Source organism: Streptomyces sp. NPDC031064, assembly GCF_055570965.1.
On sequence record NZ_JBVIGF010000006.1, the window covers coordinates 457,892 to 471,136 of the forward strand.

Here is a 13,245-nt window from a genome sequence, read left to right on the forward strand (position 1 = left end):
CAGAAGGCAGGAGGAGTTCGCAGCGATGGACGAACTCAGCAGGCGCAAGGTGCTGGTCACGGGCGGAGCGCTGGGAGCCCTCGGGGCGCTGAGCGCGGCGGCCCCGGCCCGGGCACGGTCGCTGTGGAGCTGGTCGCCGAGCGGATCGGTGGCCGGCTCGGGAGCGGGGAGGGACCCGGAGTGGGTGTGGGACGAGGAGGCCGACCCGCTCCTCGCCGCCGTCATCGACCGGGGTGACGTACCGAAGGTCAACCAACTGCTGCGGACCTGGACCCGCAACGACCAACCGCTGCCGGACGGGCTGCCGCACGACCTGCGGGACTTCATGGAGAGGGCGCGCCGGCTGCCGCCCTGGGCGGACCGCCGCAAGCTCGACATCGCGGCCGATTTCAACGAGACGAGGGGCATCTACCTCAATCTCCTCAACGGCGTGGGCGGCGGCATGCTCAGCACCGCCATCCCCCGGGAGGCACGCGCCGTCTACTACTCCAAGGGCGGCGCCGACATGGAGGACCGGGTCGCCAAGACGAGCAGGCTGGGGTTCGCCATCGGGGACCTGAACGCGTACCGGCCCGACGGGAAGGTGGTCGTGGAGGCCGTCAAGACGCGGCTGGTGCACGCGGCCGTGCGGCACCTGCTGCCGAAGTCACCCGGCTGGTCCCGGACCAGCGGCGGCCAGACGATCCCGATCAGCCAGGCCGACATGCTGGTCACCTGGCACAGCCTGCCCACCTACACCATGCGGCGACTGATCGAGTGGAAGGTCCCGGTCACCCCCGCCGAGTCGGCGGCCTATCTGCACCTGTGGCAGGTGACGGCGCACATGCTGGGCATCGTGGACGAGTACATCCCCGCCTCCTGGGACGAGGCCAACGCCCAGTCGAAGCAGATCCTGGACCCGGTCCTGGGCCCCACCCCCGAGGGCGTCGAACTGACCGACATCCTGCTGGGCCAGCTCGCCGAGCAGACCAGCCCCGGCGGCATCGACCGCCCTCTCGTCAACGCGCTCGCCCGGTACCTGGTCGGCGACCAGGTCGCCGACTGGGACGGCATCCCCCGCGAGCCGTTCTGGGAGAAGGCCATCGCGACCGCCTGGCCGAAACTGGTGGCCTTCCGCGAGCGACTGATCCCGCTGCCGGTGGTGCCGCCGCTCGCCTGGACGATCGACGAGGCGGCCCGCCAGTACATCATGTTCTACCTCACCAAGGGCCGCGGCACGCAGATCGAGATCCCCGACACCAACCGTCCCTCTTGAAGCGAACGCCACCGGAGGAGTTCACACCATGGACGAACTCAGCAGGCGCAAGATGCTGATCACGGGCGGAGCGCTGGGAGCGCTCGGCGCTCTGGGCATGGCGGCGCCGGCCCGGGCACGGTCACTGTGGACCTGGTCGCCGAGCGGATCGGTGGCCGGCTCGGGAGCGGGGAGGGACCCGGAGTGGGTGTGGGACGAGGAGGCCGACCCGCTCCTCGCCGCCGTCATCGACCGGGGCGACGTACCGAAGGTCAACCAACTGCTGCGGACCTGGACCCGCAACGACCAACCGCTGCCGAGCGGTCTGCCGGGGGATCTGCGGGACTTCATGGAAGGGGCGCGCCGGCTGCCCTCCTGGGCGGACCAGCGCAAGCTCGACGCCGCGGCGCGGTTCACCAAGAAGAAGGGCATCTACACCGGTGCCCTGTACGGGCTGGGCAGCGGCCTGATGAGTACCGCCATCCCCAGGGAGGCGCGCGCCGTCTACTACTCCAAGGGCGGCGCCGACATGAAGGACCGGGTCGCCAAGACGGCCAAGCTCGGGTACGACGTCGGTGACCTGGACGCCTACCGGCCCCGGGGCTCGATGATCGTGACCGCGGTGAAGACCCGGCTGGTGCACGCGGCCGTGCGGCACCTGCTGCCGAAGTCTCCGGGCTGGTCGCAGACCGGCGGCGGGCAGACGATCCCGATCAGCCAGGCGGACATGATGGTCACCTGGCACAGCCTGCCGACGTTCGTCATGCGCAAGCTCGTCGACTGGAAGGTCCCGGTCTCCCGCACCGAGTCGGACGGCTTCCTGCACGTGTGGCAGGTGACCGCGCACATGCTCGGCGTCCTGGACGAGTACATCCCCGCCTCCTGGGACGAGGCCAACGCCCAGTCCGAACAGGTTCTGGACCCCGCACTGGGCCACACCGCCGAGGGCGCCGAGCTGGCCGACGTACTCCTCGACATCGTCGCCGAGCTCGACGCGGGGCTCACCCGGCCCCTGATCAACGCGTTCTCCAGGTACACGGTGGGTGACCGGATCGGTGACCTGATCGGGCTGGACCGGGAGCCGTTCTGGCAGCCGCTGATCGGCGCCGCCTGGCCGCTGCTGGTGGCGTTCCGCGAGGGCCTGATCCCCCTGCCGCTGGTCCCGGAGGCCGCCTGGACCGTGGAGGAGGCCATCCGCAGGTTCGTCCTGCTCTTCCTGTCGGAGGGACGGCCCATCGACCTGGAGATCCCCGACGCCAACCGCCCGTTCTGAACGATGCCGGGGCTCCGGGCGATTGAACCCTCGCCGTCCTGGTGAGGTTCCTGGCACGCGTACGCCCCGGATCGAACTGCCGAGAGGGAAGAATGACCGGTTCTGCATATCCGCCTCAGCCGGAGTCCGGTCGGCCCGAGCCCGGTCGGACCGAGCCCGGTCGGACCGGCTCCGGTAGGCGCCCCCTGGCGAGGCGGCGGTTCCTCGGGTACGTGCTGGCGGCTCCGACCCTGGTGACGGCCGCCGAGCTGGGGCCGGCCCCGAAGGCCGGGGCCGCCATCCCCTCCCCGGAGATCACGGAACTGGTCGACCTCAACGACGTGATGACCGCGGCGGCCCTGCCGACCTCGCACCTGATCACGGTCGAGGTCAACAGGGACGGCACCGTGTCGTTCGCGCTGCCGCGGGCCGAGGTCGGCCAGGGCATCACCACGTCCACGGCCATGCTCATCGCCGAGGAGATGGACCTGCCGTTGCGACAGGTGCGGGTCACGCTGGCCGACGCACGACCGGAGCTGGTGTTCAACCAGCTCACCGGCGGATCGAACACCACCATCTCCACCTACACCCCGATCAGGGTCGCCGCCGCCGTCGCCCGGGGCCGGCTGCTCCGGGCCGCGGCGACCGAACTCGGTACGGCCGTCACCGAGCTCACCTTGAAGGCCGGAGTAGTCACCGGCCCCACGGGCCGGAGCATCGGCATCGGCGCACTGTCCGAGAAGGCCGCGAGCATACGGACCCGACAGGTGTCCGTGGAGCTCAAACCGCGCGAGACGTTCACCGTCATCGGCCGCCCGCACAACCGCGTCGACGCGCTCGCCGCCGTCACCGGACGCAAGAAGTTCACCATGGACTACGACGTCCCCGGCGCCAAACCGACCATGGTGTGCCGTCCGCCGACCATCAACGGCAAGGCCGGGCCGGTGGCCAACCTCGACGAGGTCCGCGCCATGCCCGGCGTCACCGATGTCGCGGTGATCTCCACCGGGGTGGCGGTCCGGGCGGAGACGTTCGGCCAGTGCATCGACGCCGTACGCTCCCTCAGGGTGTCGTGGAAGCCCGGGACCGCCGAAGGCAAGTCCGACGAGTCCGTGCTCAGGGAGCTGCGGGCCGCCGAACCGCCCCTCGGGCCACCGCCGCTGACGCCGAGCGTGGAAGCCGGGTTCACCTTCCACTTCCGCAGCAACAGCGCGCTGGAACCCAACTGCGCGATAGCCGACGTGCGGCCCGGCCACGCCGAGATCTGGTCGTCCCTGAAGTCACCGATCGTCGCCCAGCAGACCATCGCCGCCAAGCTCGGGCTGCCGCCCCACGCGGTTACCGTCCACGTCACCGAGGGCGGGGGCTCCTTCGGGCGCAAGCTCTTCTTCGACGCCGCACTGGAGGCCGCCGAGATCTCCCAGCGGATCGGCAAGCCCGTCAAACTGATGTGGCACCGCGCCGACGACTCCCGCCAGGGGCGTACGCATCCCATGGCCACCTCGCGGGTGCGGGTGGCCTACGCCGGGGACACCGTCCTCAGCTACCAGCAGCGGCACACCAGCGTCTCCACCGACCTCGGTCACGGTCTGGGCGAGATCTTCACCGCCATGGCCGCGAAACTGCCGGTGGGCGACATCGGTTTCTCCCAGACGTTCTTCCAGCTCTCCCAGTCGATGCCGTACGACTTCGGCGTGAACAGCCGGCTCCTGAGCGAGACCGACAAGGGCTTCAACACGGGCAGCATGCGCAACGTCTACTCCCCCGACGTCACCTGCGCCCGGGAACTCATCGTCGACCGGCTGGCCGGGAGGATGGGCAAGGACCCCTTCCGGTTCCGCCGCGGGTTCCTCCGCGACGAACGCGCCAGGGCGGTGCTGGAGAAGGCCGCCGAGGCCGGGGGCTGGGGCCGGTCCATGCCGGCCGGTACGGCGCAGGGCATCGCGTTCCACTCCGAGTACCACGCCGTCAGCGCGGTGCTGGTGGAGATCGACTGCCGGCCCGGGACCGTCAACCGGCCCATCCGCGACGGCGTGGCCGGACCGCGCGTCACCAGGGCAGTCGTCGCCGTGGACGTCGGTCTCGCCGTCAACCCGCGCGGTCTTCAGGCGCAGATGATGGGCTGCCTCATGGACGGCATCGCCCTGACGCTCACCTCCAGTCTCCACCTGCGTGACGGGCACTTCCTCGAAGCGAGCTGGGACAACTACTTCTACACCCGGCAGTGGAACACACCGCCCGAGCTGGAGGTCATCGTCATGCCGGCCACCACCGGGAAACCCGGTGGCGCCGGGGAGCTGGGCGTCGCCGCGTCGATGGCCGCCGTCGCCTGCGCCTACGGCCGCGCCACGGGAACCATGCCGACCAGCTTCCCGATCAACCACGGCACGCTGTCCTTCACCCCCAAACCGACCGTTCCGCCCGTGCCCCAGTCCCCCACCGACGGCCTGGACCACGTCCGCTGAAAGCTTGGAGATCCCGTGCCGGAACACACTTTCCGCCTCAACGGCGAGCAGGTCACCGTGGACGTCGCCGACGACGTCCGGCTGTTGTGGGTGCTGCGCGACATCCTGGGCGTGACCGGACCGAAGTACGGCTGCGGCATCAACGTCTGCAAGGCGTGTACGAGCCACCTCAACGGCAGGGCCGTCAACCCCTGCGCGGTGCCGGTCAAGGACCTCCGGCCCACCGACGAGGTCACCACCATCGAAGGGCTTCCGGCCACGGTGGGCGAGGAGCTGCACCCGATGCAGCGGGCGTGGCTGGACCACGACGTGGCCCAGTGCGGCTACTGCCAGCCCGGTCAGATCATGGCCGCCGTGGCGCTGGTCCGCCGGGTCGCGGAGGAGGGCCGCGAGGTGACCGAGGACGACCTCGACGGCATCCGCAACATCTGCCGCTGCGGCACCTATCCCCGTATCCGCGAAGCGATCAAGGCGGGCGCCAAGGACATGTGAGCCCGGACGGACCCTAGCCCGCCCCCTCCGCCACCTCTCGAACGGCCGGCCGCTCGCGTCCCCAGGCGGCCAGCGGCTGGAGTGCGTCGTTGAGGCGCCTGCCGTCCTCGGTGAGCGAGTACTCGACGCGGGGCGGCACCTCGTCGTAGGAGACGCGGTGCACGACGCCGTCCGCCTCCATCTCGCGCAGGTGGGAGGCCAGCACCTTCTCGGTGATCCCCGGAAGCAGTCGGCGCAGCTCGCCGAAGCGGCGGTGGGGGTGCTCGTGGAGCGCCCAGAGGATCAGCACCTTCCACTTGCCGCCGATCACCTCCATCGCGGTGTCGATCCCGCAGACGTGTCCCTCCGGTGTGCCCGGCCGGTTCAGCGTCGTCATGCCCCCACCCTCCTGACGTGCTCGCTCACCCCGGGGTAACCACCCACTCCGAAGTGCGTACTTGATCACCTCCGGGCCTGCGACCAGCCTAATCGGCATGGCACACACCACTGTTGAGAAGACTGCCGTCACGCTGCTGGGCCTCGGCGCGATGGGCACCGCGCTGGCCCGTACCTGGCTCGCCGCGGGCCACCCGCTCACCGTCTGGAACCGCACCCCGGCCCGCGCGGCGGCGCTTACCGCCGAGGGCGCGAGGGTGGCGGACAGCGCCGCCGAGGCCGTCGCGGCGAGCACGCTGGTCGTCGTCTGCCTCCTGGACGACGCCTCGGTCGGCGAGGCGCTGGCCGGTACCGACCTCGCCGGCAAGGACGTGGTCAACCTGACCACCGGCACCCCCGCCCAGGCCCGCGCCCGCGCCACCTGGGCCCAGGAGCGCGGCGCCCGCTACCTGGACGGCGGGATCATGGCCGTCCCCCCGATGATCGGGGTCCCGGAGGCCGGCGGCTACGTCTTCTACAGCGGCTCCCGGGAGCTGTTCGAGCGGCACCGGGAGACGCTGGGCGTCCCGGCCGGTACCACCTATGTCGGCGAGGACGCGGGCTTCGCGGCCCTGCACGACGTGGCCCTGCTGAGCGCCATGTACGGGATGTTCGCCGGGGCGGCGCACGCCTTCGCCCTGATCCGCAAGGAGGACATCGACCCCGCGTCGCTGGCCCCGCTGCTCGCCGACTGGCTCGTCGCGATGGCCCCCGCGGTGCACCAGACCGCCGAGCAACTGCGCAGCGGCGACTACACCAAGGGCGTCGTATCCAACCTCGCCATGCAGGTGGCCGGCACGCCGACCTTCCTGAGCACCGCCGAACAGCAGGGCGTCAGCCCGGAACTGCTCAGCCCGTACTTCGCGCTGATGCGCCGCCGCTTGGCCGAGGGCAGCGGCGAGGAGGACCTGACGGGCGTGATCGACCTGCTGGTGCGCTGACCGGCCGTTCACCGCCCGGGAGCCCGCGGGTCGCGGCCTCCTCGTACGGCGGTGGCCGGCGCTGTCACGGCACGTCCGAGCCGGAGGGCGTCCGCCACGCGAACCAGTCGGGGAACGCGGCCACCATGCCGGGGTCCCCGTCGAGCCGGATGCGGCCGGCGCGGGTGGCGGCCCGGAGGGTGGTGGTCGCGGCGACCACCCGGTGCATCTCGGCCGGATCACCGGTGACCCACAGGTCGACGTCGTACCCCGGGTGGTGACGGCAGGCGCTGACATCCCCGCGCGCGAGCACCAACCAGGCGCGCTCCCCCGGCTCGCCATGTGGGGCGAACTCCACCACCACCCGCCGCCCGGGCAGGCTTTCCGGGCGCACGTACTGGCGCAGCCGCCACACCAGCCTGCCGATGTCGAGCTGTTCGGGCTCCGGATCGCCGAAGCACCAGCGTCGCGCCCAGTCGCCGAGCTGCCACACGAGCGGTTCGAGGTGTGCCCCGGCCTCGGTGAGCCGGTACGCGGGACGGTCGTCGTCGTCGAGCGTGCGGGTGAGGAGCCCGCGCGACTCCATGCGGCGCAGCCGCGCGGAGAGCAGGGTGCGGCTGATGCCCGGCAGGCCGCGGTGGATGTCGTTGAACCGGCATGAGCCGAGCAGCAGTTCGCGCAGGACGAGCAGCGTCCACCGGTCACCGACGGCTTCGACCCCGGCCGTCACCGGGCAGTACTCGATCCCCCGCCGCACGGCTGACCCCCAGTCCAGTTCTTGTACCGCCGAAAGCCTTTTGAGCATAGGACCTTGGTGTCGGCCAGCCGACGAGAGAGAGCGCCACCGTGTCCGAGACCTCCCTGCCCGAGACCTCCCTGCCCTCCGCACCCTCCGTACCCTCCGCGAGCTCCATGAGCTCCGCGCCCCGCACGGCCTCCACCTGGGCGGCCGGCGACTATCCCGCCATGGCGCGGCGCCTGGTTCCCGTGGCCGACCGCGTCATCGCCGCCGCCGGGGTCGCACCGGGGACGACCCTGCTGGACGTCGGCTGCGGCACCGGCAACGCCGCGCTGGCGGCGGCGCGCCTCGGCGCGGTCGCCACCGGCGCGGACCCCACGCCCGAACTCCTCGCCGTCGCGGCCCGGCGGGCCCGTGAGGAAGGGCTCCCGGTCGCCTGGCAGGAGGCGTCCGCCGACCGGCTCAGCGGCGTTCACGACCGGGTGGTGTCCGTCTTCGGCGCCATGTACGCGCCGGACCCACGCCGTGCCGCGGCCTCCCTGGTGGAACACTGCGCACCGGGCGGGCGGATCGTGTCGGCCGCCTGGACGCCGGACGGTTTCATGGCGGCGGCCAGTCGTGCCATGGGCCGGTACCTGCCCCCGCCTCCCCCGGGCGCCGAGCCTCCCACCCACTGGGGCGACGCGGACAAGGTGCGCGAGTGGTTCACCGCGCCGGGGGCCGGCGGGGTGACCGGGATCGCCACGTCCACCGATCACGTACGGCTCGAATTCGCCTCGCCCATCGAGGCGGCCGAGTTCTGGGTCCGCACGGCCGGTCACCTCCAGACCGAACGGGGCCGGCTGGAGGCATCCGGCGCGTGGCAGGCCCTGCACCACGACCTGGCAGCGCTCTTCGCCGAGTGGAACAGGACTCCGGGGTCGGGTGTGCGGGTCGAGTCGTCATACCTGCTGGCCGTGGTCACCCGCTCGGTGTGATTCCGCCGGGCCCAGTTCGAACGACAGGTGCGGGGAGAGCGAGCGGAGGAAGTCCGGCGCGTCGAAGATCTCGCCCGCTGTGGCGACCCCCGTGTCCTTGACCTGTCCGTCCAGGATCCGGGTGACCGCTTCGACGGCGAGGGGGGCGCTGATCGCGTAGATGTCCTGGCCGCGCGCCACGGCACGGCGCTGCTCGGCGCCGGAGCGGACGACGACGTCGACGAGGAAGGTCTGGGCGGAGCGCCCCCGCTCGTCGACCGGCACGGGCGGCGTGGCGTCCGGAGCCAGTACGTCCCTGACGGCCTCGACCGTCATGCAGGAGTGGATGGCCGAGGTCTTCAGGTGGCGCGGGATGGTCACACTGTCCGCGGTGGTGAACTCCCCCAGTACGGCTCGCTCGCCGACCGGTGCGGGGAAGGACCACCGGCCGGTGGGCGCCTGGTCGGTACGGAGCTCCAGGCGGCCGTCCGCGAAGACGAGGCGCCGGCTGCCGCGCCGGGCGCGGGAGACCTGGCTGGACTTCCGGGTGCCGGCCGTGGGGTGCCAACTGTTCAGCGCATAGGCGAGGAACACCTCGTCGGCGTGCGTCCAGGCGCCCATCGCGGCGGTGGCCAGCAGGTCGCCCAAACCGCCGTAGAACGCCACGGACGGGACGACGAGGAGCCCGGCTTCGCGGGCCCGCTCGTCGAAGTGGGCGAATGTGTCGGCCACCGCTTCGACCTCCGCCGCGACATCGACGTAGGGGATCCGTGCCCGCAGCGCCGCCTCCACGACCGGCGCGGTCGTCGCGGCGAAGGGACCGGCGCAGTTGATCACGGCTGCGGCGCCGGACAGCGCGCGATCGAGCGACACCGGGTCGTCCACCGACGCCATCCGCACCTCCGGGCCGGGGAACGACGCCGCGAGCGAGCGGAGTCGGCCGCTGTCACGCCCGGCGAGTACCGGGGTCAGGCCCCGCTCCAGCAACGCCGCCACCACGAAGCGCCCGGTGTGCCCATAGGCACCGAAGACCGCCACCGAACGAGTCGAGCCCATCGCCATCCCCTTGTCGTACGTGAATGATCCGCCGGGGCCATCGTTCTCGCACCGGGCACCGGCCGTGAGTGGCGGCAATGACACCGCCCGTACACTTTCGGACATGAGGACCGTCGCACTGGCCGTCACGGCCGGCGTACCGCACTTCGAACTCGCCACCGCGTGCGACGTGTTCGGTGTCGACCGCTCCGACCTCGTCGATCCCTGGTACGAGTTCACCGTCTGCGGCCCGGCCGCCGTGCCGGTCGGGGACCGGTTCCGTCTCGAACCGGACCACGGACTCGACCACCTGGTGAGCGCCGACACGGTGATCGTCCCCGCGTGCGCCGATCCCGACGGGGACCCGCCCGCCGAGCTGGTCGACGCCGTGCGCGCCGCCTACGAGGCGGGCGCCCGGGTGGCGTCCCTGTGCACGGGCGCGTTCCTGCTGGCCGCGGCCGGGCTGCTGGACGGGCAGCGCGCCACCACGCACTGGATGCACGCCGCGCGACTGGCCGCCAGGTATCCCCGGGTACAGGTCGACGCGGACGTCCTCTACGTCGACAACGGCCGCGTCCTCACTTCGGCCGGAAAGGCCGCCGCCATGGACCTGTGCCTGCACCTGGTCCGCCTGGACCACGGCTCGGCCGTCGCCAACCAGGTGGCGCGCCGCCTGGTCGTGCCGCCGCACCGGGCCGGCGGCCAGGCCCAGTTCGTCGCCACCCCGCTGCCCGAGCCCCGCGACCATTCCCTCGCCGACCTGCTGTCCTGGGCCATGCGGCGCCTGGACCAGCCGCTCACCGTGGAGCAGTTGGCCCGCCGGGCGAACATGAGCTCCCGCAACCTGGCCCGTCACTTCACCGCCGTCACCGGCACCACGCCCCTGCGCTGGCTGCTGACCCAGCGCATCCAGCGGGCCCAGGAGCTGCTGGAAACCACCGACGACACCATCGACGCGATCGCCGCCGCCACCGGCATGGGCACCGCCACGACCCTGCGCCGCCACTTCAACCGCACGGTGGGCGTCCCTCCGGACACCTACCGGCGCACATTCCGCAGCGCCCGCCCGGACGACGCCGCCGGCTGACGCACCCCACCGCGTCCGCAGACCGGCGCCCCGCCCACCACATCGCCCGAGCTTAGGTTAGGCTGACCTAACCGTAGAGTCGTTCGGGGAGGGAGACCGCCGTGGGGCACGGCTGGGAGGGCGTGGTCCTCAGGTTGATGCGGGGCAAGGACTTCACGTTCACCGTGCGGTCCACCGAGGAGGTCGCCGACCGGTACCGCAGGCTGCGCCTCGCCGACGGCGGCATGCTCGCCGCGACCGGGACGCACCCCACCATGTGGGTGCGGCTCTGGTTCGACAACGCGGGCAAGCCGCACCAGCGCGCGTACACGGTGGTGGACCCGGACCCCGCCGACGGAACGTTCAGCCTGGAGTTCGCGCTGCACGCAGGCCGCGCGAGCGACTGGGCGCGCACCGCGCGGCCGGGCGACACGATCGAGGCGACCGTCCAGGGGACGGGCTTCTCCGTGCCCGAGCCGCTGCCGTCACGTCTGCTGGTGGTGGGCGACCCGGCGTCGCTGCCCGCCATCAACTCGCTGCTGGACTCCATGCCGCTGACGCCCGCCACGGTCTGGTTCGAGCTGCCGCACCCCTCGGACACTGACCTGCCGCTGCGGTGCGACGCCGCACACCACGAGGTGCGCTTCGTCCCGCGCCAAGGCAACGGCACCCGGCTGATCGAGACGGTCCGCTCCGCCCTCCCCGGCCTCCTGGACGACGGCTCCTACCTCTGGATCGCCTGCGACACCGCCACCACCCGGGCCCTCGCCTCGTACGCGCGCAAGCAACTCGGCGTTCCCAAAGAGCGGTTGCACGCCCTGGGCTACTGGCGCGCAGCCTGATCAGAATTAGGTTAGGCTAAGCTAACTTCAACGTCCGTCTGGGGAGGAGACCACCCATGGGCTTGCCGGTCATCGGGGCCTATCCCATGCCCGACCGCTCCTCGATCCCTCCCTCCTCCGTCCCCTGGACCATCGACCCGGCACGGGCCGCGCTGTTGGTCCACGACATGCAGAACCACTTCGTCCGGGCCTTCCCGGCGGGCCGCTCGCCGGTGGTGGAGCTCGTCGACAACATCGCCGCCCTCCGTGAACTCGCGCGCACCCTCGGCATGCCGGTGGTCTTCAGCGCCGAACCCGCCGGGCAGGAGCCCGGCCGGCGCGGGCTGCTGGCCGACGTCTGGGGTCCCGGGATAGGCGACGAGCCGGACGCAGCCGCGATCGTCGAGCCCCTCACCCCACGGCCCGGTGAACATCTGCTGGCCAATGTGCGGCAGAACGCCTTTCTCCGCAGCCACCTCGGCAGACTGCTGAGGTCCGAGAACCGGGACCAGCTCATCGTCTGTGGCGTGTACGCGCACCTCGGCGTCCTGCTGACCGCCGCGGACGCCTTCATGCACGACATACAGCCTTTCGTCGTCGCCGACGCGGTGGCCGACCTCTCCGCCGAGGAACACACCATGGCACTGCGGTGGGCCGCGCGCAGCGGCGTGGTGTGCACCACCGACGGGCTGCTTCGCGACCTGCTGATCGGCAGGTCGACACACCAGGCGTGACGGCACATCGACACATCAGGCCGAGCAGGCAAGCACGAAGAGAGACGACGAACATGACGGTACGGGCCGCGGTGGCCGGAGCGAGCGGCTATGCCGGCGGGGAGATCCTCCGCCTGCTGGTGGCGCACCCCGAGGTGGAGATCGGTGCACTCGCCGCGCACAGCAGCGCGGGCCGCACGCTCGGTCAGGTGCAGCCGCACCTGACCGCCCTCGCGGACCGGGTCCTCGTGGAGACCTCGGCGGCGGCTTTGCGCGGGCACGACGTGGTGTTCCTGGCCCTGCCGCACGGGCAGTCGGCGGCGCTCGCCGAGTGGTTGGCGCCGCAGACCCTGATCGTGGACTGCGGCGCGGACTTCCGGCTGCGCGACGCGGCGGACTGGGAGCGCTTCTACGGCTCGGCCCACGCCGGGACCTGGCCCTACGGGCTTCCCGAACTGCCCGGCGCGCGTGCGGAGCTCAAGGGCGCGACCCGGGTGGCCGTACCCGGCTGCTACCCGACCGCGGTGACCCTGGCGCTGTACCCGGCCTTCGCCGCCGGGCTGGTGGAGCCGGAGGCGGTGATCGTCGCGGCGAGCGGCGCCTCGGGGGCGGGACGTGCGGCCAAGCCGCACCTGCTCGGCTCCGAGGTGATGGGCGCGATGAGCCCGTACGGAGTCGGCGGCGGCCACCGGCACACGCCGGAGGTGGCGCAGAACCTGTCGATGGTGGCGGGTGAGCGGGTGACGGTGTCCTTCACGCCCACCCTGGCGCCGATGGCCCGTGGCATCCTCGCCACCTGCTCGGCGCGTGTGCGTCCGGGAGCCACCGGTCCGCACGAGGTGCGGGCGGCGTACGAAGCGGCTTACGCCGACGAGCCGTTCGTCCGGCTGCTGCCGCCCGGCCAGTGGCCGTCGACCGCCGCCGTACTCGGCTCGAACACCGCGCAGGTGCAGGTGACGGTGGACGAGCACGCCGGCCGCCTGATCGCCGTGAGCGCGATCGACAACCTGACGAAGGGCACCGCGGGTGGCGCGGTGCAGAGCATGAACGTCGCCCTGGGCTTGCCGGAAGGGCTGGGCCTGCCCACGAATGGAGTGGCTCCGTGAGCTGGGGGAACCTCCCAGCGGTAGCTGGGGGA

At 71.9% G+C, this 13,245-nt stretch carries 13 protein-coding genes; 10 read left to right on the plus strand and 3 right to left on the minus strand.

Going from position 1 to position 13,245, the window contains the following annotated elements; all coding sequences use genetic code 11:
• The first annotated feature begins 25 nt into the window (after positions 1–25).
• The 4 genes from ACZ46W_RS23755 (at position 26) to ACZ46W_RS23770 (ending at position 5,443) form a co-directional block, all read left to right on the plus strand.
• The gene (locus ACZ46W_RS23755; protein WP_468340807.1) at positions 26–1,255 is read left to right on the plus strand and encodes an oxygenase MpaB family protein; all 1,230 of its coding nucleotides are present in this window, start codon (positions 26–28) and stop codon (positions 1,253–1,255) included.
• 28 nt (positions 1,256–1,283) lie between these two features.
• The gene (locus tag ACZ46W_RS23760) at positions 1,284–2,507 is read left to right on the plus strand and encodes an oxygenase MpaB family protein (protein WP_468340810.1); all 1,224 of its coding nucleotides are present in this window, start codon (positions 1,284–1,286) and stop codon (positions 2,505–2,507) included.
• Between the two features lie 92 nt (positions 2,508–2,599).
• A complete protein-coding gene (locus ACZ46W_RS23765; RefSeq protein WP_468340813.1) occupies positions 2,600–4,951 on the plus strand; it encodes a molybdopterin cofactor-binding domain-containing protein in 2,352 nt (783 codons plus the stop codon).
• Positions 4,952–4,966: 15 nt separating this feature from the next.
• Complete coding sequence (locus tag ACZ46W_RS23770; RefSeq protein ID WP_468340816.1) at positions 4,967–5,443, plus strand: (2Fe-2S)-binding protein; 477 nt, start codon at positions 4,967–4,969, stop codon at positions 5,441–5,443.
• Positions 5,444–5,456: 13 nt separating this feature from the next.
• Here ACZ46W_RS23770 and ACZ46W_RS23775 read toward each other — a convergent pair whose 3' ends face one another.
• Positions 5,457–5,819: a winged helix-turn-helix transcriptional regulator gene (locus tag ACZ46W_RS23775; protein WP_468340819.1), complete on the minus strand. Its 363-nt coding sequence runs from the start codon at positions 5,817–5,819 to the stop codon at positions 5,457–5,459.
• A 97-nt stretch (positions 5,820–5,916) separates the two neighbouring features.
• Between ACZ46W_RS23775 and ACZ46W_RS23780 the strand changes: the two genes are divergently transcribed.
• Entirely contained in the window at positions 5,917–6,798 is an 882-nt protein-coding gene (locus ACZ46W_RS23780; protein ID WP_468340822.1) for an NAD(P)-dependent oxidoreductase, read from the plus strand.
• Positions 6,799–6,862: 64 nt separating this feature from the next.
• On the opposite strand, the gene ACZ46W_RS23785 is transcribed toward ACZ46W_RS23780, so the two are convergent.
• Positions 6,863–7,582: a winged helix-turn-helix transcriptional regulator gene (locus tag ACZ46W_RS23785; RefSeq protein ID WP_468340825.1), complete on the minus strand. Its 720-nt coding sequence runs from the start codon at positions 7,580–7,582 to the stop codon at positions 6,863–6,865.
• A 41-nt stretch (positions 7,583–7,623) separates the two neighbouring features.
• Here ACZ46W_RS23785 and ACZ46W_RS23790 point away from each other — a divergent pair, with 41 nt between their 5' ends.
• Positions 7,624–8,493: a class I SAM-dependent methyltransferase gene (locus ACZ46W_RS23790; protein ID WP_468340828.1), complete on the plus strand. Its 870-nt coding sequence runs from the start codon at positions 7,624–7,626 to the stop codon at positions 8,491–8,493.
• Here the strand turns inward: ACZ46W_RS23790 and ACZ46W_RS23795 are convergent.
• Positions 8,458–9,528: a saccharopine dehydrogenase family protein gene (locus ACZ46W_RS23795; RefSeq protein WP_468340831.1), complete on the minus strand. Its 1,071-nt coding sequence runs from the start codon at positions 9,526–9,528 to the stop codon at positions 8,458–8,460. The genes ACZ46W_RS23790 and ACZ46W_RS23795 overlap by 36 nt on opposite strands.
• Before the next feature lie 103 nt (positions 9,529–9,631).
• On the opposite strand from ACZ46W_RS23795, the gene ACZ46W_RS23800 reads away from it, so the two are divergent.
• From ACZ46W_RS23800 to argC, 4 genes are all read left to right on the plus strand, one after another.
• Positions 9,632–10,594: a GlxA family transcriptional regulator gene (locus ACZ46W_RS23800; RefSeq protein WP_468340834.1), complete on the plus strand. Its 963-nt coding sequence runs from the start codon at positions 9,632–9,634 to the stop codon at positions 10,592–10,594.
• 101 nt (positions 10,595–10,695) lie between these two features.
• Positions 10,696–11,415 carry a siderophore-interacting protein gene (locus ACZ46W_RS23805; protein ID WP_468340837.1) on the plus strand — a complete coding sequence of 240 codons (720 nt, stop codon included), beginning with the start codon at positions 10,696–10,698 and terminating at the stop codon, positions 11,413–11,415.
• 56 nt (positions 11,416–11,471) lie between these two features.
• Positions 11,472–12,128, plus strand: a complete 657-nt coding sequence (locus ACZ46W_RS23810; RefSeq protein ID WP_468340839.1) for an isochorismatase family protein — start codon at positions 11,472–11,474, stop codon at positions 12,126–12,128.
• 53 nt (positions 12,129–12,181) lie between these two features.
• Positions 12,182–13,213: an N-acetyl-gamma-glutamyl-phosphate reductase gene (argC, locus tag ACZ46W_RS23815; RefSeq protein WP_468340842.1), complete on the plus strand. Its 1,032-nt coding sequence runs from the start codon at positions 12,182–12,184 to the stop codon at positions 13,211–13,213.
• Positions 13,214–13,245: the final 32 nt, after the last annotated feature.